This window comes from Jeotgalibacillus sp. R-1-5s-1 (assembly GCF_004405105.1).
In the GTDB taxonomy this organism is placed as follows: domain Bacteria; phylum Bacillota; class Bacilli; order Bacillales; family Jeotgalibacillaceae; genus Jeotgalibacillus.
In genome coordinates, this window is sequence record NZ_SORW01000027.1 from 1 (window position 1) to 26,873 (window position 26,873).

A 26,873-nucleotide genomic window follows, 5' to 3' on the forward strand; every position below is an offset into this window, starting at 1 on the left:
TGATCCACCTTCATTATACAAATAAAACATGTATAACAGAGGAACCAGAGAAAAATCTGGTTATCTATACTATACGAGCGGAGGGTGGTCCCAGCCCGTTTTTTCGCAAATACAGGGTTGACAATCTTATTTCAGCATAGTAAAGTAAGGGACAACATTTGAATAGTACGATATCTTCTTATCCAGAGAGGTGGAGGGACTGGCCCTATGATACCTCGGCAGCGGACTTATTAATAAGCACCGTGCCAACTCCAGCAGGCGATTTGCCTGACAGATGAGAAGAGTGTTTGCGATAAGCAGCCTCTTCTTGTTTTGCAGGAAGAGGCTTTTTTCTGTTTCTTCCTGAATAAAGCAGGATAATGTTTTTGACCTTAATCCGATTAAACAGCCCTGAAAACATATATTTAGAGGAGGATCCTGATGATTCAATTTGAAAATGTCAAAAAAACATACGGTGAAGGCGAAGAAGCTGTTCACGCATTAAAAGGGATCGATTTAACTGTAGAAACGGGTGAAATATATGGTGTCATCGGCTTCAGCGGTGCAGGAAAAAGCTCACTTATACGCTGTGTGAACTGGCTTGAACAACCAACGGAAGGAAAAGTCCTGATTCATGGACAGGATTTAAACAGCCGCTCCAAGCAGGAAATTAGAAACATTAGAAAAGACATCGGGATGATCTTTCAGCATTTTAACCTGTTGAACTCTAAGACTGTTTTTCAGAATGTCGCGACTCCCCTGCTGCTCAGCCGGGAGCCGAAGGATAAAATCCGGAACAGAGTAACAGAGCTGCTTGACTTTGTCGGTCTCGGAGATAAGGCAGATCAATATCCTGACCAGCTATCCGGCGGGCAAAAGCAGCGTGTCGGTATCGCCCGGGCCCTTGCAACCAATCCTTCCATCCTGTTATGTGATGAAGCGACATCAGCACTTGATCCGCAGACGACCCAATCGATTCTGGACCTGCTGAAAAAAATCAATAAAGAGTACAACATCACAATTTTAATCATCACGCACGAAATGACTGTGATCCGGGAGATATGCGATAAAGTGGCAGTCATTGAGGAAGGAACCATCAAAGAAAAAGGAACGGTGTTTGAGGTGTTCACGAACCCTCAGCATCCTACAACTAAACGTTTTGTTCGTTCCGTCATGAATGATCAGTTACCTGAAAGTATTGTCAGGGAGCTTGAAAAGAAGAACTTCAAGAACGTTTACCGGATCCAGTATACAGGGCATTCCGCCGGATCCCCTCTTCTTTCAAGACTTTCACGGAAGTTCAACCTGGATGTCAATGTGCTTTACGGAAACATTACCGAACTGCAGGACATTCCGTACGGCAATCTGATTGTAGAATTCGATGGACAGCAGTCTGATATTCAAAGAGCGCTGCATTATATCCAGCAGGAAAATGTGTATGTAAAGGATGTGACCCGACATGCTGGTTAATACAGATCAAATTATTGAAGCACTTTGGGAAACATTGGCCATGGTTGGCTTCTCCCTCCTCTTCTCCTCACTCATCGGATTTCCGCTTGGGATCCTGCTTGTTGTGACGAGAAAAGGACATTTACTTGAGAATACAGCTATTTTTAACGTATTAAACGCAGTAATTAATGTTTTTCGCTCTATTCCATTTATCATCCTGATGGTTGCCATTATACCAATCACAAGACTAATTGTAGGAAGTTCAATCGGAACAGCAGCTGCTGTTGTTCCACTTGTTTTTTACGCGGGTCCTTACATTGCGCGGCTCATCGAAAACTCTCTTTTAGAAGTGGATAAAGGCGTCATCGAAGCAGCTGAAGCAATGGGCGCAACACCGGGCCAAATCATTTTTAAATTCCTGATCCCGGAAGCATTGAGCTCACTTGTCCTGGCATTAACGATTGCCACAGTCGGACTCGTTGGTGCTTCCGCTATGGCTGGAGCCGTTGGTGGCGGTGGCCTCGGAGACCTGGCGATCACTTATGGATACCAGCGCTTTGATACAGCCGTTATGCTGATCACAGTCGGAATTCTGGTCGTTATGGTTCAGGGACTTCAAACAACAGGAAATATCGTATCGAAAAAAATCAGAAGAAGCTAAATGGAGGATTTATCATGAAGAAAACAATTGGAACCGTATTAATCGCATCAACTACAGCATTACTTGCCGCATGTGGCGGAGACAGTGAAACCGTTACGATCGGGGTCAGTGGATCTGACACGCGAATCTGGGATTTTGTCGCCGAGAAAGCAGCTGAAGAGGATATTGAAATTGAAATTGTCAGCTTTTCAGATTATGTTCAACCTAACGTTGCGCTTGCAGAAGGTGATATTGATTTGAATGCCTTCCAGACAATCTCTTATTTTGATGAGTTTATTGAGGACCGAAATCTTGACCTTGCGCCAATTGCTTCTACAGTCATCGCACCAATGGCACTGTATTCCGAAAAAGTGTCATCAGTGGACGAACTTCCGGAAGGTGCAACAATCGCAGTTCCAAATGAAGCAACAAACCTGGGCCGCGCGCTGCTTTTACTTGAAGAAGCAGGACTCATTGAATTAAGCGATGATGCGGGATTAACAGGAACACCGGAGGACATTACTGAAAATCCTAAAAATATCACGATTGAACCGATTGTTGCCGGTCAGACGCCACGTGTACTCCCTGATGTGGATGCATCGATCATTAATAACGGGATTGCAGTAGACGCAGGCTTCAGCCCGGTTGACGACTCTATTTTCCGCGAAAGCGATACAGCAACACCTTACATTAACATCATCGCAAGCCGTACTGAAGATCAGGATAATGAAGTGTACCAGAGAATCGGTGAACTGTATCAGGAAGATGATGTCGCACAGTTTATCGAAGAGGAATATGACGGTGGAATGATTCCAACATTTGTGTCATTAGATGAATTAACGAATTATTAAGGAGGTCAACCATGAGCCTTGTCACTTATTTTGAACAGGAAATCCTTGAGCACATTGACGAAAGAAAAGAGCAATATTTATCAACAAGTCACCAGATTCATGCTCATCCTGAAATCGGGAATGAGGAATATTTTGCGCAGGATCTGCTGACCAGCCATTTAGTATCAGCCGGATTTAACGTTGAAAAGAATATCGCCGGTCATGAAACGGCTTTTTACGCCTACAAAAAAAGCGATAAACCTGGACCGGTCATCGCCTTCCTGGCAGAATATGATGCACTCCCTGGTTTAGGGCATGCGTGTGGGCACAACATTATCGGAACGGCCAGTATAGCAGCAGCGATCAGTATAGGCAGCGTTATCCATGAAACTGGCGGTACGGTTGTCGTACTTGGTACCCCTGCTGAGGAAGGAGGGCCAAACGGAAGCGCAAAAGGCAGCTTTGTTCAGCACGGTTATCTGGACGGGATAGATGCTGCGATGATGATTCATCCATCTTATCGAAACGGTCTGACAACGACGAGCCTGGCCGTCGACCCGCTCGATTTCGAATTCATTGGAAAGCCGGCCCATGCAGCCTCTTCCCCACACGATGGGGCAAATGCACTTGAAGGAGTCATTCAACTGTTCAATGGCATTAATTCATTAAGGCAGCATGTAACGAGCGACGTCCGTATCCACGGCATTATTACGCACGGCGGGGACGCGCCAAACATCATTCCCGCTTATGCAAAAGCCCGCTTTTATATCAGAGCTGCAGAACGTGCTACCTTAAACCACGTGACTGAGAAAGTCAGAGCGATTGCTCAAGGTGCTGCCCTGGCAACAGGAACAAAGGTAAACATCCTGGAATTTCAAAACCAGGTAGATAACCTGATCCCTACGCCTTCATTTGATGATGTCTACAAAAAAGCATATGAATCACTTGGCGGCACCTTCCCTGAAAAAGTACATGGCGGAATCGGTTCAACAGATGCCGGCAATATCAGCCACGTTGTGCCGACCATCCACCCATATGTAAAAATCGGACCTGAAGAATTAGTTCTCCATACAGAAGAATTTCGCGAAGCCGCTAAATCAAAAGCCGGAGATGAAGGGCTTTTGATCGGTGCCAAATCACTGGCATTGACAGCCTTCCGCCTTCTGACCGAGCCTGAATTACTTCGGGGCATTAAAGAAGAATTTAATAATCGTTAGTATGCAAACAGCCTCTGATTCGTTGAATCAGAGGCTGTTTGTTTCTTCATGTGACTAGGGATTTGACAACTTTTCATCTTTATTTGACAACTTTTTTGGATTATTAAACAACTCATTAAGGCTATTAAACAACGTTACACACTTATTCAACAACTCTATCCGTTTATTTTACAACCCTCATAAAAAACCCTGCGAACGCAGGAGCACTTCATAATCTTGACTAACAATCCTGAAATACTATGGGTTTGCAAACCCCTTTGATAAATTAACACAACAGAGAGCCTGGACCATCCGCAGACTCCTGTGGCGGAAAGGGTCAGGTGAAACCGCCCGGCCACAGAAAAGCGGAGGCGGGCGTTTAGGGACGTACAAACTGGACTGGCCCCGACGGAGATAAAGGAAACACAGCGAACGTAGTGAGCTGATGTTGACTTATCGGACGAGGGGACGGGAAGTTTGCTAGTCCCTGCCCGACGCAGCTAGACATCAGGAAAAGCGGAGGCGACTCGTCCAGCCCCGACAAGCATAAGGCAAAGATGAAAAGAGGGCTGACCTTTGCCCTCGTTCAGCTTTGACTTATGACCTCGAGGGGCTAGTCGCCGAAGCTGGACAACGGAAAGGATGCCCCCAGCCCGGTTTTACCATAACAACCTACTTCTCCCCAAACCCCTTCACATCCGACGCCAGCTGTCCAAAAAAGTGATTCAAGTTCTGATTATTCATCCACGCACGTCCCCACACATCTTCATTTGCTGCCAAAATCCCTAAAAACCAGATTCTCCGCGCAGCTACGAAATAAGGAAGCGCAACCTTATCCTCTTCTTTTAAAGGACGGATGCTTTCATATCCGTGCAGAAAAGATCGCCAGCATGTTTTCTCCTGCTGAGGATAATTATTTTTCAGGTTCCACCAGAAAACAGCCAGATCATATGCCCTGAAACCAACTCCACAGCAATCATAATCAAAAGCTTCGAGTTCCCCATCATGTAAATGGAAGTTAAAATTATGAAAATCACCGTGGCAAAATCCGTAAGACAGCGCTGGATTCTCAGCTTTATCCTTCACTTTACTGACCACTTCATACAGCTGCGTTTCCTGTTCCTCTGACATTTTATCCCCAAGCTGCTTCATGATAATTGATGCAGGTACCTTAACTAAGTGAGCTGTATTTAATTCATAACCTCTTGGATGTTCCGTTTTGAATTTATCCGTCGCATGATGCAGATTCGCAAGTGCACGGCCAATTCTGCCACTGTTCTCTTCAGTAATCTCGGGCCGGTCACCTTTAGAATACGTAAACATGACGCCATAACGTCTTCCTTCAGGTGCCTCAATCGGAGTCAGAAACTCTCCATCTTTCCGTTTTACCGGAACAGATGATTTAATCCCTTCTTTTGCTGCATATAAAATGGCATCCAATTCAAAAAGAATCGCATCATCATCACGCCAGCCATGCCGATAGATACGATATATATACTGGTCAGCTTCTGTGTAAATCACATACGTATCATTCAAGCCTCTGGCCAGAAAACGACAATCAGTTATGTCCCCCAGATCGTAAGCATGAGCAAACCCTTTTACCGCCTCTTCCGAAATGAGAGAATGTTTAATCTGTACCATGTATCAACCCATCCCTTCATTCTGTCATTGCTTTATCATTTCTCCATAAAGGAGAAAAAACCCTTCAAGTAAGAAGGGTTTTACGATGTTTACATAACATTCTCAGAAGCTTTTAGTTTACCGCAAACCGGTCAACAAGCTGATTCAATGAATCTGCCATTTCCTGAAGCTCCATGTTCTTGTCTTTCAGAATGTTGATCGTTGCATACTGTTGCTGAGACGAAGCGGAAATCTGCTGAACAGTTGCAACGCCCTCTTCTGAAATGGCTGCCACTTCATGAATCGACTCAACGGACTGATTAGATGTATTTGTTACATCTTCAATATTGTCGACGATTTGATCGACCTGCTCCGACAAGGCATTTACGTATTCAAAAATCTGATTGAATAGCGCTCCACTGTCACGGATCATGGCTACACCATTTTCAATTTCAGCAAGGTCCTGCTTGTTAGATTGCATCATCAATTCACACTGGTCAGTGATTTCTTTTAGTGTTGAAGTGATTGTTGTAACCGTGTTTTCCGTCTGACTTGAGAGCTTTTGAACCTCCTGGGCCACAACGGAGAACCCTTTACCTGCATCCCCGGCTCTTGCTGCTTCAATGGAAGCATTCAGTGAAAGCAGATTTGTCTGATCAGCTACTGCTTTAATGAGCTTAATATCATCGTTAATATGATCAATTTTCTTACCTAAAAGAGAAATTCGCTCATGGCTGACATCACCATTTTTGTGGATACGTGTAATCTGATCTGAAATTTCACGGATTTGAACCGATCCTTTTTCAGCGACTTCACCCGTATTTTTTGTCAGCTGCTCAATCTGCTTTGTCTGGTCATTGACATTTTGAATTTTCGACGTCATGGCTGTAAACCCTTGAGCGATCGTTTCAATATGCGTTGATCGGCTTTCAGACGCCTTCGCTTCTTCTCCGGTTCCAACTGCAATCTGAGAAGATGCTTCGCCTAATTCATCAAATGCTTTTATCAGATAAAGACTCGTATCATTGACCTGATTCGAATTTGATTTAACATTTTTAATGATTTCAATCAGACTCAAACGCATCTCTTCAAAGTTGCGGGCAAGATGGCCAAGCTCGTCTTTTCGATTCAGGGAAACCTTCTCTGTCAGATCCCCTTTTGCGATTTTATTCACTGAGCCGACGAGCACATCAATTGGCTTAATCAGTCTGCGGCCAAACGTATAAGCGAGCACAGAGCCTGTTACAACAGCAATTGCGAGGAACACGATCAGAAACGTCAAAATCTGCTGTTGAAGATCAGCGATAAACTGCGTACTCATATCAACACCGATAATCGCATCAGTATTTTCGAGTGGAATAAAGTAAGATTTATGGCTCCCCCACTCATCCACATAAATATCAGTAGACACTGTCCGACCTTCATCAAGTGCAGCCGCCTGATCAGCTGTAAATGGAGATTCAACCAATGTTTCCTCCATCCCATTCAGTCCAACAATAGAGTCTGTACCGTTCACTCTGCTCAAAACATAAGCATATTCCATGCCTTCTTTACCTTCCATGAACTCATCCAGAAACTGAACAAGCCCCTGAGCAGCTGTAGCCTCACCATTAATTGTTCCTGTTACCAGTGATTCATCAATGGTGGTGGCAAGCTCTTCTCCGTTAATTTGCAGCAACTGTTCAAACTGGGGTAATACATGATCTTCAATGATATAACCTGTTAAATATTGAACAAACCCAAATACCAAAATGCCCATTAAAATAAATGGAATGACGAAAAACAAAAACAACTGTGATCTTAATGACTTCCTCGGATTCAGTTTTCCTGTTTTCATTTGATCTCCTCCTTCAGTGGATGTGCTTCGATAAAGCGCCTCAAATCTAAGTTCAGCAACCGTGTCAGTTGATCTAACGATTTCACTTTGAAAAAGATGATGGCAAACAATCGATCGCTGGATGACTTAATTTCTCTGTATTCGATCAAATGATGAAATTCATTCTTTAATTTTTCGTGATCAATCGTTTTTACACTTTCTCTGCGCATACCTTCTGGAATCTCTGCGCAAAAGAAGCTGTATATAAAAGGGTCCTCTTTTTTCACAATCATGTCCCAGTCAGGTTCATGATCGAGGAAATAGGATTCATCCCCTCTGATATCAAAAGCATAGTGACTGATATCCGTTGTCCCTGCACCGGCAAATCGCAGTGGATTTAATTCGATTGGTATAATGCCCTTTTCAGATTTTCTCACTTCAAGATGAAAAGGATAGTTTTTCACTTGAAAGACCTCATTCAACGTATATAAAAATTGTAAAATCTCATCCTTTATTTCTTTTAAAATAGCATTGGATGTGTAGTAAATCCGATCAGATGTATCTTCTTTATTAACAAACATTCTTTTTAAAATATTCAATACGACCGGTTTTCCTTCATGATTGATATAACAATCAACCGCGTATTCCTGCCCGTCAATATACTGCTCAATAATAATCTCTTCACTATTAACCAATGAGTGATGATACACACCCTGCGTTAATAAAAGCTCCGCCTGTAAAGACTGAACCGCTTTTTCCCAGTCCTTTTGTTCGTGCACAACATATACTCCGACACTCGAATATCCTTTGTTAGGCTTAATCACAATCGGAAATGGCAGATGATCTGCATTCATCTCGTTCAGTTCATTCAGTTTGACCAACTGATAAAAATAATCCTTTGCAAGCGGTGTGATCAGACTTCTGAACATCGCTTTGTTCTTCACAACCCGTGAAGCCGCAACGTGAGGATGGTTAAAGTTAGACGTTTCCAACCATGCCAGACAGGACTCTGAATTTGTTAACAACTTGGTTTTCAATGGAAGCCTCAACTCACGCTTGTCCCCGTTATAGAAAATAGGGATTTCGTTTTCAATAACTGACTGAATCAGTATTGGGGAAATAATCTGTTTATCTAAAATAATCATCTTCCATTCACCTCCTTAGGGACTATATACCACAAAGAGTATAAAAGAAACAAAATAGAAGAATTTTTTGGTAACGATTTATTAATTTATCGTAAAAACCATGTCAAATTCAAGACATTTGTACTAATTTTCCTATTTAATTAAATATATGTTTTTAATTTTTTCGTAAAGCGAAAGTTAAGACCGCAAAGATAAAACATGACTTTAATACTATCTAAAAACCAAAAAAAGAAGAGGAAAATGCTGTCGCAAAATTCCTCTTCTCTACATTATAAAATTTCCACTAATCCATTCAACCGTTCAGGAGAGGGCTTCGGTACACTTTTATTTTGCCGCCACCCAGTCCATAAAATTCATCAAAATAAGTCCATCCCGCCTTTTCATAATAGCCCTCCAGATCCGTGCTTAAATGGACATATTCATATCCAAGGGAAGCAGCCTCTCTGCACACTTCCTCCATCATCTTAAATCCGATCCCCTGTCCACGATAATCCGAATTCACAAACAGGCAAGCAAGCCACGGGGTCAAATCCTGTCTGCTGACCAGCTCATTGCGAAGAAGCGCAACGGTTCCGATCATATTTTCACCATCCCTCACGACGTAAAAACGTGGCACATCGTCCCCTGAGGCATTTCTCATACAATCTCCGTAAAACATCCGGTTATCCTCCGAACCCCATGTTCCCCAAAACAGGTCCAGAGCGGCTTCAAAATCCTTTGACTGCTTTGTTATTCTTTCTAACTTCATTTTGGTTTCCTCCATAAAGTTTCATGTTTATTTTTAATTTTGACTTCACTTATCGATATCCGTCTATTTATTTCCGGTATTCCCTCACCCAGACGATTCCATAGACAGAGGTTGCAATCGCAAGTACGCCAAGAATCATAAATACAGGCAGCGAAGGGATAAAATCATAAAACAGAGGATAAATCACAAGCACAGAAGCAAGGATCGGCGCAGAATAACCACATGACTGGTATGCTTTTCTTGTTGCAACATTTGTGATCAGTGTCTCTCTTTCATCTGAGTCAGCAAATTCAGTCATACTCGATGCAAACATACTGAATCCTAAAGCCCGATTACGCGTTTTATATGAATAGATCATCCAGGGAATACTGAATAAAATGAGAATTCCCCACGGCAGCATGCTAAAAGTGTACAAAACATTTTCAGGTTCTGACTCCGTACCTCCATAAACCGTAAATGTTGTTTCCAGCCTCAGGATATCAATGACAAATTCATTTCCTAAAAGATAGGTTTCTCCCTCTTCAAAGGTGACTTCCTCCATTTGCGCGTAAAGCTGCTGCATTTCATAGAAACCATTCACTGTAGTAGCCAGCGCAATCGCCAGCAGTACATAAAAAACGAGACTCACCGTTGTTTCTATCACAACCTTCTTCATTCCCCCATCTCCTCCTTAAAGAAAATCGATTCCACAGGCTCTTTGAACACTTCTGCTAAATTAAGGGCCAACAGTAATGACGGTGTATAGCTTCCCTTCTCCAGCGAAACGATCGTCTGCCTTGTTACACCAATCCGCTCAGCCAGATCTCCCTGGGTTAAGCCGTCCCGTGCACGCAACTCCTTTACCCGATTCCGGATTGCCATCCAATCCCCTCCAGTTAATGATATCCATATTGTAAAATGAACTTTACAAAATGTAAAGTTCATTTTACTTTTAATTATCAAAAAAGCCTGATTCGATTTGCGAATCAGGCTTCGTTATATACCCAATGCCACGTGAAATTGACCAGATTCACCAGAATTTCTTTATTTCGGGCGGTCCAGCGAAAACATTTTCCCTAGCTTTGCGTAGTTACTTCCAGCCAACCGGCTGACTGCTGCGAGCTTTTCTGCATCAATTCTACCCTGATGATAAAGCTCTTCTGAAATGTGAAAACGGACAATCCTGCCTATCAACAGGTCTGCTGATGGGGTCCCTTCTTTTCCGCCTAGCTCAACAATCTGCTCCAATTCACATTCCATCCGGATTTTTGCTTCCTTTAACCCTGGAACACTGATGACCTCACTTTGAATTGTTGTCAGCCCTGCCAGCTCCACTTCACTTTCATCAGCTGGCAGATTAGCCGCTGTCAGATTCACTTTTGCCACATTTTCCTCATCTACAATGTGAACAACAAACTCATTTTTTGAAGCGACATTACGCGCCGTATCCTTGCGAACACCTGCTTTTCGCTGTACTGAGACTGAAATCATCGGCGGGTCAGCAGTGACAATGCTGAAATAACTGAATGGCGCTGCATTAATCACGCCTGTATCAGACACAGTGGTGACAAACGCAATCGGCCTTGGAATAATCCCACCTGTTAAAAGCTTATAATTATCACGCTCAGACTGCTGCATTGGATCAATAGAAAGCATCTTCTTCACTCCTTTGAATTAAAAAATAAACGCCGGACTTAAATCCCACTTTTCGATACGGAGCGCCACTTCTCCTTCTGCTACAAACTCAATACCGTCTGAATCCTCTTTTGGATAAATGCGTGCGGTCATCACGCGTTCTCCATCGTTAGCAAATACCTCAATTGAAGATTGATCCAGAAAGATATGAAGCTTTAGGCGACTTTGTTTCGTTGCGATCGTTGTTGTACGTGTTCCACTCACACCCTCACCGGATTTCGAACGGTCGAGCGTCAGTTTTGAATCAGCGCGCGTCCAAGACAGAACGGTTCTTTCTCCTTCGCCACAGCGCATGTTAATATGTAAAGCAGCCGTTGAGGCAACATCCGCCTCCACCTTCATTTCAAGACACGTACCACTGACTGAATCAAACGTTTGTTCACCTGTAAATGCGGTTTGTTCAACGAGAACAGCCTCTTTTCTCAGCTCAGCAAGCTCCGGCAACGGCTGAACGAGCAAACGTTCACCATCCGGCACAAGTAAACGTGGAATTGTCATCGCGCCACTGAACCCGACTTTCTGCGTCGGCATCTCACTCTCCCACATATCCATCCAGCCCATCAGAATCCGGCGGCCTTCAGGATCCTCAAGTGTTTGCGGCGCATAAAAATCAAAACCTGCATCCAGCATTTCAAAATCACCGTGGTCAAATGCACCTGTCTCGTAATTCAGTTTCCCAAGAACATAAACGGCCTGATGCAGGTTATGAAACCTGTCTCCCTCCGGCTTCACACCCTGCGGAGACATGACCAGCACATCATGATCACCTAAATGGAAGAAATCCGGGCACTCCCACATATAGCCGCCGTTCTCTTTCTTATTTGCTGATACCGCAATAAATTCCCACTCCTTCAGGTTTGCCGAGCGATATAGCAGCACCTGCCCCACATGATCCTTCGTTCTCGAACCAAGCACACAATAATACTGATCTCCATGCTGCCATACCTTCGGATCCCGGAAATGAAACTGGTGGACATCACCATCCGGCGCTTCACTGATCACAGGCTCCTCCCATTTCGTAAAATGAATTCCGTCTTCACTTTCCGCCACAGCCTGAACCTGCTTCAGGTCCGTATCATGATCCGGTCCCGTCCACACATTTCCCGTATAAATCGCCAGCAGCTTGCCATCCTTCTCAATCGCACTCCCTGAAAAACAGCCATCCACATCAAAATCCTCACTCGGCGCGAGCGCAATCTGCAAGTGCTCCCACCTCACCAGATCACGGCTCTTCACATGTCCCCAGTACATCGGTCCCCACTCCGGAGAAAACGGATGATGCTGATAAAACAAATGATACTCACCCTTAAAAAACGAAAACCCATTCGGATCATTCATCCAATAAGCCTGTGGCGCCACATGAAACCTTGGATACCAGTGATGCCGCTGTACCTCCGCCTGCTTCTCCCTCACCGACTGCTCAGCCTTCTCAATCTGCTCCCTCATCAAGTCACCCGCTTTCATTTGTTAAAGGTATTTTAGCACGATTGCGGTGTGCAGGGGATTTTTAGGAAAAGGGGTTTGGACAAAATGGGGTTTGTGAGGTTAGACGGTGAGTTCGTGAGGTTCGTTCATGAATTTGTGAGTTTACGCAACACTTTCGTGAGTTCGCGGATCTAATTTGTGAGTTCCTAAAAAAGTTTGTCAGTTCAGTATCATTAGACCTATATACTAAAATCCTCAAAGTGTATAATAATACAAAAAAATAGAAATGGAGCTGATCTTTTTTGATTTTCCACAAACGAACCCCTTCCCTCCGCGCCAGTGCCTATGAAATCCTGGCAAGACATCTTTCAACTCATCATCCAGCGAGACTCGAGCTTCTCGAAGAAGCTTCACTCCTAAAAGCCGGAGAATTTGGCGAGAAAAAAGTAACGAGACTCGTTCAATCCCTAAATCAAGATGACATTCACCTCGGTGAAAACCTCCTTCTTCCATTTGAAAACGCGAGAATGCAAATTGATCACCTTCTGCTTACCCCTTCATTTGCCCTCATCATTGAGACCAAACATATGAAAGGTCACATCCGGCTGGACCTCCGCAACGAGCAAATGTACCGCATTTACCATGACGGCACCATAAAAGCCTATCTTCATCCTGTACTTCAAGCAGAACGCCACCGTGAAGGATTGCAGGATTTGTTCTCAAAGTGGGGAATAACGCTTCCTATTCACACATTGATTGTGTTTTCCCACCACGATGTTTTTCTTGAATATGTTGGAGATGATTCGAATCTACCGAAAAACGTGATTCGAAGCGAACGACTACAGATAAAATTGAGAGATCTTTTAAAGCAAAATAATGACCCTAAAGCTGACATTCCAAAGGTCATTAAGAAAATCCGAAAATCTCTCCTTCCAGAAGAAATTTTCAGTACGTTAGACCACTTTAAAATCCAAAAGGAAGATATACGCTCAGGGATTTGGTGTCCTGCTTGTGAAAAGCTGTCTCAGCGCTGGATCGCGAAGCGGTTTCGTTGTATTGATTGCAACCTCTCTGCTCCGGAAGCGGTTCGTGAATCTCTTTTTGTATATTTAACGTTTATCAAAAGTCAGTTGACCAATCAGGAGGGTCGGGATTTTCTCAGGATTGAGGCGGCGGATACTGCAAGGCGCATCTTTTTAAAAAATGATCTTATTCCTTTTAGAAAATTTGGCGGCACTTATTATCGATATCCTGACAACACTTTAGCGATGTTGGAGCATAGGTCAAATGATACTGAACTCACGAAAATATTTTCAACCTCACGAATTCACCTTCCAAACTGACGAACTCTCACACTAACCTCACAAAAGTCCCCCTCAACCTCACGAACTCCACGCCTAACCTCACAAACCCACCCTTCATGAAATTTTTCACAATAAAATCCATAAACTGTATTGACCAACCGTACCAACCGTATTACAATAGATAATACAGATAGTACACTAAATATTGGAGGAGGGTGCGGATGTTTACGTTGGATACGCGAAGCCGGGTTCCGATTTATGAGCAGTTGATGGATCAGCTGAAAACTTTGATGATCCGGGATGTGTTGTCGCAGGATGAGCAGCTGCCGTCAGTGAGAAATCTGGCGCAGGAGCTGACAATTAATCCGAATACGATCCAGAAAGCCTATCGTGAGCTTGAGCGTGAGGGGTACATTTATTCCGTTCCTGGTAAGGGTAGCTTTGTGGCACCATTTCAGAATGATGCGAATAAGGAGAGATTGGAGATGTTGAGACAGGACCTTGAAAAAATCGTCAGTGAGTTCTTGTTTTTGGGTGGTTCAAAGGAAGATCTGATTGACTTGATCAAACAAATTGAAGTAGCAGAAAGGGAGGATGCGCAATGATTCAGGCGACGGCCGTTAATAAAACGTTTGAAGACCTTCAGGCGGTCCAGAACCTGACGCTGCACGTGAAAAAAGGCTCCATTTATGGCCTGCTCGGGTCAAACGGTGCCGGTAAAACAACGCTGCTGAAAATGATGGCCGGTATTTATAAACAGGATAACGGCTCCATCACGATTGCTGAAAAGCCTGTTTTTGAAACACCTGATACAAAACAGCATGTCCTTTTCATTCCTGATCAGCCTCACTTTTTACATCAGTCATCCTTGAAGGATATGGGGAGCTTTTACAAAGAAGTATATACCCGCTGGAATCAAAAACGCTTTGAACAGCTGACTAAACATTTTCGGATGAACCCGGACAAAAAACTGACACGCATGTCTAAAGGGATGCAGCGTCAGGCAGCTTTTATCCTGACGTTATCTACGATGCCGGATGTCCTGATTCTGGATGAACCGTTTGACGGGCTGGATCCGGTTGTGCGCCAGCAGATGAAAAATGTGATCCTGCAGGATGTTGCAGACCGCAAGATGACTCTGATTGTTTCATCTCATAACCTTCGTGAAATGGAGGATTTCTGTGATTATGTCGGGATTATGCATAACGGCGGACTGCTTTTCGAACGGGATCTTGACGAATTAAAAACAGATATCCATAAGCTGCAGGTTGCCTTTAAAGTCCTTCCTGATAAAGAGGAATTCCTTAAAGGAATGGACGTTCTTCACTACGAAAAGCGTGGAAGCGTTCTCCTGATTATTGTAAAGGGCAACGAGGATCAGATTCTGCCTTATGTAAAATCGTTTAACCCTGCTATATTTGATTTACTGCCATTAACGCTTGAAGAAATCTTTATTTATGAGCTTGGAGGTGTCGGCTATGAAATCCGGAATCTTATCGTTGAATAAAGGGTTGTTTCGTCAGCAGGCACGCTCTGTTACCTGGATCGGTGTATTCTTTTCACTGGCGCTGATTATTATGCTGCCGCTGAGTATTCTGATTCGTGAGCTGACCATGGAGCCATACACCAACACAGACTGGATCTATTACACAAGTGAACTAAATCCAATTTTCGAATTTTCTTACCCGTTCCAGCTGATCGCATTTTGCTTTTTCCCGGTTCTGCTTGGCATTATCCTGCTGAACTTCACAACGAAAAAGTCGGCAACGGATTTTATGCATAGTCTGCCATTTACGCGTCAGGTAATACTTACGAACACTTATACAGCAGGTGCCTTAACCTTACTGGCTCCTATTTTGCTGACCGGGGTATTACTAAGCATTTTGCGTATTTTTCTTGATCAAAAGTTTTTCACTTTCTTTGAGATAGTGAAGTGGATGGGATTATCTTCACTTATCGTGCTGTTTATGTTCATCGTCACGATGGCAGTTGGAATATTCGTTGGCAACGGGCTTATTCATGGAGCACTCACTTATACTGTGATTGTCGTACCTGCCTTATTACTTCTACTGATCCTGGTGAACCTTCAGTATTATGTCACGGGTCTGGCTCTTAACACATACACAGAACAGATCCTGACAAATGGAATTTTCTTTGGAAGATTAATCGATTTATATAATGATCCGCTTAATGTGATTGAGTACTTGATTTATACCGCCATTGCATCAGTGCTGGTCGCGATTAGTTATATCGCATACAGCAAACGTCCCTCTGAAGCAACGGACCAGACGATTGTCTTTCCGTTTTTCAGATCACTGTTCCTTTACGGATTAACATTGTTTGCGATGCTGCTTGCAGGCTTCTATTTTACAGAAATCCAGCAGGGCAGCTTTGTTTGGACAATCGTCGGGTATGTACTTGGTGCATTTATTGCTTACACGGTTCTGCAAATGATTCTTCAGAAGACATTGAGACTGTCCTGGCCTTGGAAAGGTTTTGTGGCTTACGCAATAGCCGTGACATTATTGATCGTTCCTGTAAATTTCGTAGCTGGATTTTATGAAAATGCAGTGCCGGAAGTCAATGAAGTTGAATCTGTTTCAGTAAATAACTCCTATAACAACTATAGTGGCTACGTGGGGGAAATTACAGACCCAGAGACAATCCAACTTGTTACTGAGCTGCATAATGCGTTGATTGGTACTGATTACAACAGGTATGGCAGCTGGAGCGATGTAACTTTTGAGTATGAACTGAAGGATGGCAGCACATTGAGCAGAGAATATTCGGTAGATGACGAATTTCTTGCAGAGGTGTCAGAAGAATTAAGAAATAATCAGGCTTTCAAGGAAGCAAATGATCCGATTTATGCCGTTAATCCTGATACCCTGACTTACGTATCTATTTATAATTACGCAGTGTCCGGAGAAACAAGAATTGCGGATAAAGAGCGGATCAGCGAATTCATCGATGTGATGAAACGCGATCTTGAACAAATACCGTCTTCAACTTTACTCGGATATCAGAGTGGCGCACAAATCGGGGAACTTAACTTCTATACAGCTGATGATGAAACTTCTTTCTACTATTATTTAACAGAGGACTATACAGAAACGCTTAACTGGATGAGAGAAAACGATTACGCAGACATGCTTCTTCTACCTGAGAATTTCGATTCCGTCACCCTGGTAAAACAACCTGATAACTCAGATTATATGACAGACGTGGATGAAGTTGTTTACGGTCAAATCCGCACACTTGATCAGTTAGAAGGCGAACGTATTGAAATTACTACTCCTGGTGAAATTGAACAGCTTTTTAAAGCAGGATCAATCCAGTCTTATGATCAATACATTATGTTTGTTGAAACGCCAAACGGCTACACCTTCTACAGCTTCAACGACGATACACTCCCGGAATTCGCCCGCGAGCAGTTCCAGTAAAATCGAACTAGATAAGGGATCTTTTTTCAGGTCCCTTCTTTCTTTTTGCCAAAAATCGAATGGAGGTAGGAAAAATGATTGAAGTGAATCAGGTAAGTCATCATTTCCGTCTTGGAAAAAAGGGTCAGCAGTCACGACTTGATGTCATCAAAAATATTTCTTTTCATGTACAGCAGGGTGAAATCGTCTCGATTGTGGGCCGAAGCGGTTCAGGTAAATCAACACTTTTGAATTTAATCAGTGGTTTTATCAAGCCGTCTGAAGGAGAAATCATTATTTCAGATGAAAAGGTGAGTGAGTTTACGGAGAGTGAATTTGCTGATTTTCGCCTTAAAAACATGGGGTTTATTTTTCAAAACTTTCAGCTGATCCCGAGTATGACAGCATATGAAAATGTGGAACTGCCACTGATTTTAAAAGGCGTTTCGGAAGCTGCGCGGAAGCAGATGACGATTGATATGTTGAAAACGGTTGGTCTTGAGCACTTTCAGGGACATTATCCGAGTGAGCTCTCAGGCGGGCAGCAGCAGCGGGTCAGTATTGCGAGAGCGCTGGTACTTGAGCCCCCTCTTATTCTGGCGGATGAGCCTACAGGAAGTCTGGACAGTGAAACGGAACAGGACCTGCTTCGTTTTATTCAGAAGCTGAACCGGGAGCGCGGCATTACGTTTGTGATTATTACGCATGATGATGAAGTAGCGAAAATCGGAAACCGGACGATCCGGATTACTGATGGCGAACTTGCAGAAAGCGGGGTATTCGTATGAAGCTGAAGGATCAGTTCAGGTTTATCAGGCAGAATATGAAGAAAAACCGTATGCGTGTATCCATGACCATTTTGGCAACCGCCATGGGCTGCGCCTTTTTGATCGTACTCGCATCTGTTGCATTTGGACTGCATAGTACAATCATCAAGGAAAACCTTGAATCCCCTGCTGTTACGCAAATTGAAGTACATGGTCTGAATGATGGAGAAGGAAATTTCGGGCCATTAAATGACAAAAATATAGAAAGTATTGAAGAATTGAACGGGGTCAAAGCCGTGACCCGACAGAGAGATCTGAGCATGTTCACCTACTCAATTGAGGAGTATAGCCAGAGTGCATCAACGGTTCAGAGCCATTTCCCTTCTATGACGGAAGCCGGCATAGAAATCAGTGAGGGTGCTTACCCGAAGAATAAGAACGAAGTCATGGTCGGATATCATTTCGCACTGAGCTTCACTGACCCTGACGCAGAAGAAATTGAATATAATGAGTTTGGCGTACCGCTCGAAGAATACCGTTACTCAGAAAATTTAGTCGGTAAAACAATCGATATGGAGTTAAAGACCGTCGTGGATGGTAAAGAAACAATTGAGACCGTTCCCATGACCGTATCCGGCATTTTCGAAGCGCCTGCCCGTGAATGGTCACAGGATTATTCCGTGTATATAACAGATGAAAAATATAATGAATTGGCGGCTATTCCGGGCCTTACAGGGGAATTTGGTGAGATTGAAAAAATGGATTACTATCAGTTTGCGACTGTCTATGCCAATACTCTGGAAGATGTAAAACCGGTTGTTGCCGACCTCGAAAATGAAGGATATGCTGTCTACTCGATTGTCAGCGAAATGGCACAAATCAATATGTTCTTTAATGTCGCTAAAGCCGGGTTGATTTTCATCGGGACCATTGCAATTCTAATTGCTTCAATTGGGATTTTCAACACGATGACCATGGCTGTGACTGAACGCGCTCCTGATATAGGGATCATGAAAGCAATCGGCGCGAGTCCGAAGGTGATTAAGCGGATTTTCCTGCTTGAGAGCAGTTATATCGGCCTGATGGGTGCCGTCATCGGTATCATTGCAGCGTATATCATCAGTATTTCTGTCAACCTGGGTCTGCCTTTCATTTTAATGCAGGTATTTCCTGAGGATCAGCTTCCTGAGGGTTTCACCTTCTCTTCTATCCCGCTAAGTCTGATCCTGATCGCGGTCGCAATCTGTCTGGCAGTCACCATACTATCTGGTGTGAGACCTGCTAAACGTGCGACTGAGATTGATGTGTTGAAAGCGATGAGGAGAGAATTATAAAGACCGGAATAGAGGTACACAAAACCATGAAGAAAATGACTGCCTTTCTACTAACTACCTTGCTTTTATTCGGCTGTGCAATTGAAGAGAAGAGCTTCAACACTGAGTGGAGCGAGTACTCTGATTCGTCGATCGACCGCCTGAATGATCTAAGTATCGAGTATGAGATTAGAGATGATCGTATTTATATTCAGGAAAAAGATTTAGAAAGAGCTCAACTCTTCGCTTCATAATCATTACATGAAAAGTGCCGGGTCATTCCGTAAACTCCTGAAGTCGTGGAGAGAAGGAATAACCCGGCATGATTTATCGCTGATCTGTAGCCGCTTCTCTTACAGTGATTTCCTGCTCAAGCAGCAACGAAATGTATTCAGGTTTAACCGGTCTACTAAAGTAATACCCCTGAATATCAGAAGTGCTATTCGTCAAAATATACGCTACCTGCTCTCTCGTCTCTACTCCCTCCGTAATGACATGAAAGCCGAGGTCCTCCAACACTTGATAAATGCCCGACAAAAGCTTCGTATCAAAATGAACGTTTGGTACGTTTTGTACAAATGAGCGATCAATCTTGACGATGTCTACCGGAAGTTTTTTGAGGTTAAATAAAGTAGACGTTCCTACTCCAAAGTCATCAAGCGCTACCCGAACACCTTTTTTCTTAAGGGTCGCTGCGAATTCAATGACTTCTCCGTCAAAAAAGAAGATATCACTTTCAGTAATCTCCACCTGTAAAATGGATGGTTCCACCTTGTATTCCATCAGAAGATGATCCAGTTTATCAAGAAAGCGATTTTTGTTTTTCATCTGCATTTTTGAAACATTAATGGCGACACCGATTTCCCCAAGGCCCATCTCACGCCACTTCACATGCTGACGGAGTGCCTCTTCCATCACCCACTCCCCAATGTCACTGATAAAGCTTCCATTTTCAGCGATCGGTATGAATACACTTGGAGAGATCAGCCCTTTTTCCGGGTGGTTCCATCGAATTAATGCCTCTACCCCGGTCATCCGGTTTCGGTTACCGGTATAAACAGGCTGGTAATCAAGATACAGCTCATTATTTTTCAGAGCGAATTTCAAGTCGTTTTCAAGTGTCAGGATGTTTCGGTAGTCAAGATCGGATTCCAACGCATGGTAAAAGACGAACTGATTTTTTCCTTTTCGCTTCGCTTCGTACATCGCGATATCTGCTGATTGCAACACTTCGTCAAACGTCTCACCGTCCTGTGGATAGAGCGCTACGCCTACACTCGTTGTAATAAAAGTCTGTATATCACCCAGAGAATAATTCTGCTTTAAATGTCTCAGCATTTCGTTCATTCTTGTCATAAGTGCTTCCACATCAGCGCATGGAGCAAGCATTAAGAACTCATCCCCACCCATACGGGCAATGATCTCCTTCTCATTAAGCACAAATTCCTTGAGTCTCTTTGATACCTTTTTTAACAAGAGGTCACCGGCTTTGTGTCCTAACGAGTCATTAATACGTTTGAAACCATCCAGATCAAAAAAGATAAAAGCCGCCCGGGAATCCGGAACTGAAGAGATTCTTTTAAATTCTTCATAGACTCCGTAACGGTTCAGCAACCCTGTTAACTGGTCATGCTGAGCCATGCTGACAACTTCACGCTGACTCTGATCGGCAGAGGAAAGCATGCCATTAATTGATGTGCCGAGGCGGTGAATCTCATCTCCGTTATGAATCTTCCAGCTCACTCTCGATTCAAAATCCTTTGTCTCCTCAATTCTGTTCAATTGAGTTGAAATCGCAGAAATCCTGGAAACAAGAAGCCGGTCAAAAATCATGTACAGCACGAGTGCAATGAATGACAATAAAATAATCAGATAAATCACAAACTTACTAATGACATCTCTTTTTGATAAATAATAGTTTCTCGTTTTATCAACCGTAATCGCAAGCTGGGATTCCCGATCCGCACTCTCAATATAGAGAACACCCTGCAGAAGATCTTCACTTACAACCCTGGTTGTTCTGGACTGTGCAGGAAAAGGTCCTTTTCTAATAGAGCTGCTTAAAGCCATCGACAGCTCTCTTCCTATAAATGAAATATGATCAGCGTCCAGAGATCTGAAAATGAATAGTGTCCCACCAGGTTCAGATCCTCTGTTGTTAGGATAGATCTCCTTGACAGCTACATAAAAGAAAGTATTTTCACCCGGGATCATATAAGGCGTTCTGGACGGCTCCAGCTCAAAAATTTCTTCAGTCAAAAAGGTTTTTTCAGACCGGTAACCGTAAGAACGATCCAGCATAACGTCCTGATCATTATTCATAATGACCATTCGCCAAAAATGATTGTTATCAAAGGTTTCCTCATTTATATTCGAGTCAATAAAGTCAACATAACGGCCATTCACATAATGATATGTATCATCCCATTGTGCCCAGTCGTTTGCCAGACGGTTTAACTCATTTCCTTCATTGACTATGGCTCTTTCAATCCGGTCAAGGTCTCTGTCCAATGCGGCTTCATCCATAGATAAAGCATCTTCTAATAGCATCGGACGTATAATAGTCGTGAGGAGAAGTAGAAAAACAAACATACTTCCACCAATCACCCATAACGTTTGCTGTTGAAGCTTCATACCCCCACCACCAATCATAAGACCTATTAGTATTGTACTATATAACCATTTTACGACAGGTATGAGATTAGTCAATATGTAATTTATAATAGAGTTAGAATTTTAGGAAAATTTTGTTTACTCAACTGCGAGCTATAAATACCCCTGAAAATAAAAAAGATGGATCGACTCATCACCGAGTTGATCCATCTTGAAACTTTGAATATATAACCCGGGATGTGATTACCTTTCACATCCGGTCGGTGAAGCTGTTCCATCCAATCAGATCGTCCAGCGGTCATTGATGATCGCTATAAGCTTCCACTCACCATTTTCATCTTTTTCAAAAATCATATTGAGACTCTGCCAGTCCATTCCCTCATACTGATCTGTCCCGGCAAAATAAAATTCAACGACTTTGGCATTTGGATATTCAACTCTGATCAGGTCATGTGTAGCAGGCTGGATAGAACGTCCGTATCGCTCTTTTTCAGTATATGGCGCATCCATCAGCCAGTCTTGGTAGTAGCTGGCTGTTGTCAGTTCAATCGGGAAACCTGATCCATCCTGATCTCCCCAATAGTAAACATTAGTGTCTGTCATAAACCCTGGTATGTCCTCAGCAGAAAACATGACTCCTCCATGATCAATACAGCTGCCTGCATAAGGACAGAACCGAAGCCCGTGTTCGTCATTTAAATAAGGGACAATATTGTCAAATTCCTCATTCTGCAGATGAACCAGAATATCGTTTGCCGTTTCAAGCAGTGCCAGATAGTCCGGAACAAATGTTGGTTCTGCCGCTCTTGCCAGCATTGCAGAAAACTGACCGCGGGTAATTCTCTGATAAGGCTTAAATGTTCCATCCGGATATCCTTTTGCCACTCCCTGTTCAGCCAGCTTTGCAATGGCTATTGCCATCGGCGTATTAGCATCGACATCTGAAAAACGAGCAGGCTGCGCTTCTCCCCATTTAAAAGCATTTGCTAAGACGATCGCTGCCTGGCCCCGCGTTAAATGAGCATTCGGCCGGAACGTGCCATCAGGATAGCCCCTAATCCATTCGTATTCATAAGCGGATGTGATAAACCCGGATGCGAAGTGATTGGCTGGCACATCTGAAAAAGGAGTCGGTCGTTGCTCATCGTAAAGATAAACTGCCTTACCAATCATTTTCATCGCCTGCGCCCGCGTCACATTGTTAGACGGTCTGAAGTTTCCATCCGGATAGCCATCAATAATCCCTTCCCCATAAAGATAAATAATTTCCCATACAAATGGATGATCCATCGGCACATCATCAAATGACACAACCCCTTTTGCTTTACCCGGAAATAGTGCAAACAAGAGAATGGAAGCAGCCGCCAGGATCACGAGCTTTTTCATGGGAAATACGCCTCCTTTTATTCTCATTATATCACCTGAAAATAGCAGGAATCCCATTAAGTCAGATTATTCAGAAAAATATTTTTACAGCCAATTATGTAATTGTTTATCAATCAGGTTAATGTTAAATAAAGGCTTTTGAAGTGGCGGCGGACAGCACTTGTTATACTTTTTCACCTTTGCATTGAGTTGATCAATTTTCTTTTTGGTGAAGTCATCAGTGGTTTCGATTTCTGAAGCAATTTGTTTTCGGATTTTCACCCATTCCGGCAAATAACCGGCAGCACGTGCTGTTTTTTCAAACTGGACATACACATCACCTTTAAACAAATCCTTCGACAACGGCTTACCAAATCCGGGATTTTCACTTAGATCATTGTCTTTTTCAAAGTCTTTAAACGCCTGATCCATCCAGTGAACATGATCATCATTTTTCATCCAAATGCCCCCTTTTCTTTATTTTAACAAATTAAGGGAAATGCAAATGTGACATGATTCGGACATTTTGAATCAGACAAAAAATACGAATATAAAAAAGCACCGGAGAATATCCCGGCGCTTTCCTCAAGTTTATACAGCAGGTTCATTTGTAAGGCGTTTTCTTACAGCTGTTACAGGTTTCATAAAGAACTGCAAAATAGCGCCGATTCCAAATGCCACAATCACCGTTCCAAGTCCGATCGGTCCTCCAAATAAAAAGGCAATGACAAGAACGGTCACTTCCATGACGGTTTTAGAGAATGCGAGACTTTTGCCCGTCCGCTCCTGAATTGCCAGCATCAGACTGTCAATTGGATTGCGTGCAAAGTCTGCCTGAAGATAAAATGAAATACCAAGTGCAATAATTCCGACACCCGCTACCAGCATGAATGCTCTTACCGGCATCGCTAATGAATCTATACCTGCAAAAGCGACAAGCAGCCAGAAGTCCATAAAAGCACCGATCAAAAAGATCGTTATGATCGCCAGGAAATCCGGAATTCTTTTCATCAGATAGCCATTCAGCAGAATCAGAATAATACCGAGAATGAATACCCACGTTCCAACCGTAAAACCAATTGTTTCAGATAAACCTACATATAAAGCATCCCATGGTCCAACACCAAGGTCAGCGACAATCATCAAGCTGATTCCAAAAGACAAAAACAACAGGCCAAGGAGATAAAACATCCCTATAATAAAACCCTTTTTCAAGTTGGCACCTTCTTCTTTTTAAGATCTACCTGCTAATCTTAACACGCCGAAGAGGTCCGTACCACTAAAATCTTTCCCACACCTGCAGCAGACTGTCAAAGCATTAAAAGTCGTGGAGTAAAATCTTCGGGAGTAAAATAAATGTAAACACTGATCCAAATCCATAGCATGTGCGTTTTCTATTTAAAGACTCCTTTTGTCTGACGCGTGATCCTCTCTGTCCCTGTCCCACAGCCACAGGGGCAGCGGAGTTCACATATAGCTTAGGAAGAAAGCGCGCCCGCTCTCCTTTCAAACAGGCGCTTTCTTCTTTTTTTATTGCATTGGAAGCCAGTTGACCCTCCATCCTCTACCTGCTAAGTTGTTTGAATATTCCTGAAATAAACTTGACGTCTGTTTTTGTAAACGTTTACAATAAGAAGGACTTGGACAGATGGTGAGCGAGCGTTCAATCACCACACTGTCTTCACATTTTTCAGAGCGAACAGAACGGGGGAATGGATATGACTGCAGAAAACTTAATTGCACCAGAGCAGTACAACATTGCAAAAGAGCTGGATCAATTCGCACAGGATGAAACGAGAATCGCCATCAAGTGGCTGGATGCAAAAGGTAACAGACGGGATGTATCTTATCAGGAGCTTGTTGAGCGGACCAATCAGTTCGCATTGGCTTTAAAAAGCAGAGGAATTGAAAAAGGTGATAAGGTACTCATTATTTTACCGCGCCTTCCGGAAGCTTATATGAGCTACCTTGCCTGTCTGAAGGCAGGAATCATCGCGATTCCGTGTTCGGAAATGCTGCGCAAAAAAGATCTGATCTACAGGATCAAACATGCCGATGCTAAAGGGGTCATCGCATTTTTTGAAACAACAGCAGAAGTGAATGCGATTGATGAAGATCTGACAGCCTTACATAATAAATTCATTATTGGGGGTTCAGAAGACGGCTGGACATCACTCGAAGAGCTTGCAGACCAGCAGCCAACTGACTATGATGGTGAGCTGACGTCCCGTGATGATACCGCTTTTCTGCCTTATACTTCAGGTACAACAGGAAATCCTAAAGGAGTTATTCATACACACGCCTGGGGCTATGCCCATGTTCGTACGGCCGCCAAGGAGTGGCTCGGCGTTCAGGAGGGTGATCTTGTCTGGGCAACTGCTGCCCCTGGCTGGCAGAAATGGATCTGGAGTCCGTTTTTATCGACCATCACACTTGGCGCTACAGCCTTCGTGTACCACGGAGGATTTGATGCTGATACGTACCTGTCGTTCCTTGAAAAAGAGGAAATTAACGTTTTATGCTGCACCCCAACCGAGTACCGCCTGATGGCTAAACTCGATAACCTTGATTCCTACAAGCTGCCTGAGCTTCGCAGTGCAGTATCAGCCGGTGAACCATTAAATCGTCCGGTGATTGAAGCGTTTAAGAATGCCTTTGATGTGATCGTACGCGACGGCTACGGCCAGACGGAGAATACATTACTTGTCGGAACGCTTCAGGGAATGGAAGTGAAGCCAGGTTCCATGGGCAAGCCAACCCCTGGGAACAAAGTTGAGATTATTAACGAACACGGAGAGCCTGCTAAAACGGGTGAAGTCGGGGATATTGCCGTTCATAAAGATTGTCCTGCGCTATTTAAGGAATATTACAATGATCATGAACGTACACAGGCAGCCTACCGCGGTGAATGGTACTTAACAGGTGATCAGGCAACCCGTGATGAGGACGGCTATTTCTGGTTTGAAGGGCGAAGCGATGATATTATTATCAGCTCCGGTTACACAATCGGTCCGTTTGAGGTCGAGGATGCCCTGCTGAAGCACCCGGCTGTCAGAGAATGTGCCGTTGTCGCCGCACCTGACGAAATCCGCGGAAGCATCGTCAAAGCCTACGTTGTGCTGCGCGATGAAAATGCGACAGGTGATGAAGCGCTGGTAAAAGAGCTGCAAAATCATACAAAGGAAATGACGGCACCTTATAAATATCCAAGACAGATTGAATTTATCAAGGAGCTACCAAAAACAACTTCGGGTAAGATCCGCCGTATTGAGTTGAGACAGAAGCAGCAAGCGTGATTTTTTAAAGGAGCGTGCCTGGTGCACGCTTTTTTTATGTTGAATGTTTTTTGGGCTGCGGGATTTTGGTGCGAGTCAGGATTTACGGAGTGATGGAAAGATGAGCTGGAAAGAAGGAATTAAGTTAGATTGTGAAGGAATCCAGCTACTCAAAAGATGGAATTAAATGCGCGATAAGGGCTAGTGGTCTTCTGTCAATAAAGTGGACACTAAATAAACCTTCTTATCTTTTGAAGCCTAGCGCGCTTTGCTTGCTCAACCAGCCATCACC

At 43.5% G+C, this 26,873-nt stretch carries 23 protein-coding genes and 1 riboswitch; of the genes, 11 read left to right on the forward strand and 12 right to left on the reverse strand.

Translation table 11 applies throughout. From position 1 onward, the window contains the following. Positions 1-175 precede the first annotated feature (175 nt). Positions 176-281: riboswitch (SAM riboswitch) on the forward strand. A 139-nt stretch (positions 282-420) separates the two neighbouring features. Genes E2491_RS11075 through E2491_RS11090 form a run of 4 tightly spaced genes read left to right on the forward strand, consistent with a single transcriptional unit; the run spans position 421 to position 4,115 of the window. Continuing rightward, positions 421-1,449, forward strand: a complete 1,029-nt coding sequence (locus tag E2491_RS11075; protein WP_134375713.1) for a methionine ABC transporter ATP-binding protein — start codon at positions 421-423, stop codon at positions 1,447-1,449. After that, complete coding sequence (locus E2491_RS11080; RefSeq protein ID WP_134375714.1) at positions 1,439-2,089, forward strand: methionine ABC transporter permease; 651 nt, start codon at positions 1,439-1,441, stop codon at positions 2,087-2,089. Before E2491_RS11075 ends, E2491_RS11080 begins: the two co-directional genes overlap by 11 nt. Before the next feature lie 14 nt (positions 2,090-2,103). Beyond that, positions 2,104-2,919, forward strand: a complete 816-nt coding sequence (locus E2491_RS11085) for a MetQ/NlpA family ABC transporter substrate-binding protein (protein ID WP_134375715.1) — start codon at positions 2,104-2,106, stop codon at positions 2,917-2,919. A gap of 11 nt (positions 2,920-2,930) precedes the next feature. Continuing rightward, on the forward strand, positions 2,931-4,115 hold the full coding sequence (locus E2491_RS11090; RefSeq protein WP_134375716.1) for a M20 family metallopeptidase: 1,185 nt from the start codon (positions 2,931-2,933) through the stop codon (positions 4,113-4,115). 651 nt (positions 4,116-4,766) lie between these two features. Here E2491_RS11090 and E2491_RS11095 read toward each other — a convergent pair. The 8 genes from E2491_RS11095 to E2491_RS11130 form a co-directional block, all read right to left on the reverse strand. Next, positions 4,767-5,735: a phosphotransferase gene (locus E2491_RS11095; protein ID WP_134375717.1), complete on the reverse strand. Its 969-nt coding sequence runs from the start codon at positions 5,733-5,735 to the stop codon at positions 4,767-4,769. 112 nt (positions 5,736-5,847) lie between these two features. Next, positions 5,848-7,551 carry a methyl-accepting chemotaxis protein gene (locus E2491_RS11100; RefSeq protein ID WP_134375718.1) on the reverse strand — a complete coding sequence of 568 codons (1,704 nt, stop codon included), beginning with the start codon at positions 7,549-7,551 and terminating at the stop codon, positions 5,848-5,850. Next, positions 7,548-8,675 (reverse strand): ATP-grasp domain-containing protein, encoded by a 1,128-nt coding sequence (locus E2491_RS11105; RefSeq protein WP_134375719.1) that lies wholly within the window; start codon positions 8,673-8,675, stop codon positions 7,548-7,550. Before E2491_RS11105 ends, E2491_RS11100 begins: the two co-directional genes overlap by 4 nt. Before the next feature lie 292 nt (positions 8,676-8,967). Continuing rightward, positions 8,968-9,423 carry a GNAT family N-acetyltransferase gene (locus E2491_RS11110; RefSeq protein ID WP_134375720.1) on the reverse strand — a complete coding sequence of 152 codons (456 nt, stop codon included), beginning with the start codon at positions 9,421-9,423 and terminating at the stop codon, positions 8,968-8,970. A 67-nt stretch (positions 9,424-9,490) separates the two neighbouring features. Further along, complete coding sequence (locus tag E2491_RS11115; RefSeq protein WP_134375721.1) at positions 9,491-10,078, reverse strand: hypothetical protein; 588 nt, start codon at positions 10,076-10,078, stop codon at positions 9,491-9,493. Then, positions 10,075-10,284: a helix-turn-helix transcriptional regulator gene (locus E2491_RS11120; RefSeq protein WP_134375722.1), complete on the reverse strand. Its 210-nt coding sequence runs from the start codon at positions 10,282-10,284 to the stop codon at positions 10,075-10,077. The genes E2491_RS11115 and E2491_RS11120 overlap by 4 nt, the downstream gene beginning before the upstream one ends. Before the next feature lie 162 nt (positions 10,285-10,446). Continuing rightward, entirely contained in the window at positions 10,447-11,058 is a 612-nt protein-coding gene (locus tag E2491_RS11125) for a flavin reductase family protein (protein ID WP_134375723.1), read from the reverse strand. 18 nt (positions 11,059-11,076) lie between these two features. Further along, positions 11,077-12,543: a glycoside hydrolase family 32 protein gene (locus E2491_RS11130; protein WP_244093944.1), complete on the reverse strand. Its 1,467-nt coding sequence runs from the start codon at positions 12,541-12,543 to the stop codon at positions 11,077-11,079. 281 nt (positions 12,544-12,824) lie between these two features. On the opposite strand from E2491_RS11130, the gene E2491_RS11135 reads away from it, so the two are divergent. The 6 genes from E2491_RS11135 to E2491_RS11160 all read left to right on the forward strand — a co-directional run bounded on the left by E2491_RS11135 (position 12,825) and on the right by E2491_RS11160 (position 19,349). Next, positions 12,825-13,865, forward strand: a complete 1,041-nt coding sequence (locus tag E2491_RS11135; RefSeq protein WP_134375725.1) for a nuclease-related domain-containing protein — start codon at positions 12,825-12,827, stop codon at positions 13,863-13,865. 182 nt (positions 13,866-14,047) lie between these two features. Further along, positions 14,048-14,431 carry a GntR family transcriptional regulator gene (locus E2491_RS11140; RefSeq protein ID WP_134375726.1) on the forward strand — a complete coding sequence of 128 codons (384 nt, stop codon included), beginning with the start codon at positions 14,048-14,050 and terminating at the stop codon, positions 14,429-14,431. Next, positions 14,428-15,333: an ABC transporter ATP-binding protein gene (locus tag E2491_RS11145; protein WP_134375727.1), complete on the forward strand. Its 906-nt coding sequence runs from the start codon at positions 14,428-14,430 to the stop codon at positions 15,331-15,333. Before E2491_RS11140 ends, E2491_RS11145 begins: the two co-directional genes overlap by 4 nt. After that, positions 15,305-17,269: a DUF6449 domain-containing protein gene (locus tag E2491_RS11150; RefSeq protein WP_134375728.1), complete on the forward strand. Its 1,965-nt coding sequence runs from the start codon at positions 15,305-15,307 to the stop codon at positions 17,267-17,269. The genes E2491_RS11145 and E2491_RS11150 overlap by 29 nt, the downstream gene beginning before the upstream one ends. Before the next feature lie 74 nt (positions 17,270-17,343). Next, positions 17,344-18,036 (forward strand): ABC transporter ATP-binding protein, encoded by a 693-nt coding sequence (locus E2491_RS11155; RefSeq protein ID WP_134375729.1) that lies wholly within the window; start codon positions 17,344-17,346, stop codon positions 18,034-18,036. Further along, the gene (locus E2491_RS11160; protein WP_134375730.1) at positions 18,033-19,349 is read left to right on the forward strand and encodes an ABC transporter permease; all 1,317 of its coding nucleotides are present in this window, start codon (positions 18,033-18,035) and stop codon (positions 19,347-19,349) included. The genes E2491_RS11155 and E2491_RS11160 overlap by 4 nt, the downstream gene beginning before the upstream one ends. Before the next feature lie 306 nt (positions 19,350-19,655). On the opposite strand, the gene E2491_RS11165 is transcribed toward E2491_RS11160, so the two are convergent. From E2491_RS11165 to E2491_RS11180, 4 genes are all read right to left on the reverse strand, one after another. Next, complete coding sequence (locus tag E2491_RS11165) at positions 19,656-21,962, reverse strand: bifunctional diguanylate cyclase/phosphodiesterase (protein WP_166805857.1); 2,307 nt, start codon at positions 21,960-21,962, stop codon at positions 19,656-19,658. Between the two features lie 261 nt (positions 21,963-22,223). Further along, positions 22,224-23,327, reverse strand: coding sequence for an S-layer homology domain-containing protein (locus E2491_RS11170; RefSeq protein ID WP_134375732.1), 1,104 nt, complete (start codon positions 23,325-23,327; stop codon positions 22,224-22,226). An 84-nt stretch (positions 23,328-23,411) separates the two neighbouring features. Then, on the reverse strand, positions 23,412-23,765 hold the full coding sequence (locus tag E2491_RS11175; protein ID WP_134375733.1) for a DnaJ family domain-containing protein: 354 nt from the start codon (positions 23,763-23,765) through the stop codon (positions 23,412-23,414). Between the two features lie 132 nt (positions 23,766-23,897). After that, positions 23,898-24,521: a YczE/YyaS/YitT family protein gene (locus E2491_RS11180; RefSeq protein ID WP_134375734.1), complete on the reverse strand. Its 624-nt coding sequence runs from the start codon at positions 24,519-24,521 to the stop codon at positions 23,898-23,900. Between the two features lie 503 nt (positions 24,522-25,024). Between E2491_RS11180 and mbcS the strand changes: the two genes are divergently transcribed. After that, complete coding sequence (mbcS, locus tag E2491_RS11185) at positions 25,025-26,602, forward strand: acyl-CoA synthetase MbcS (protein ID WP_134375735.1); 1,578 nt, start codon at positions 25,025-25,027, stop codon at positions 26,600-26,602. Positions 26,603-26,873 lie beyond the last annotated feature (271 nt).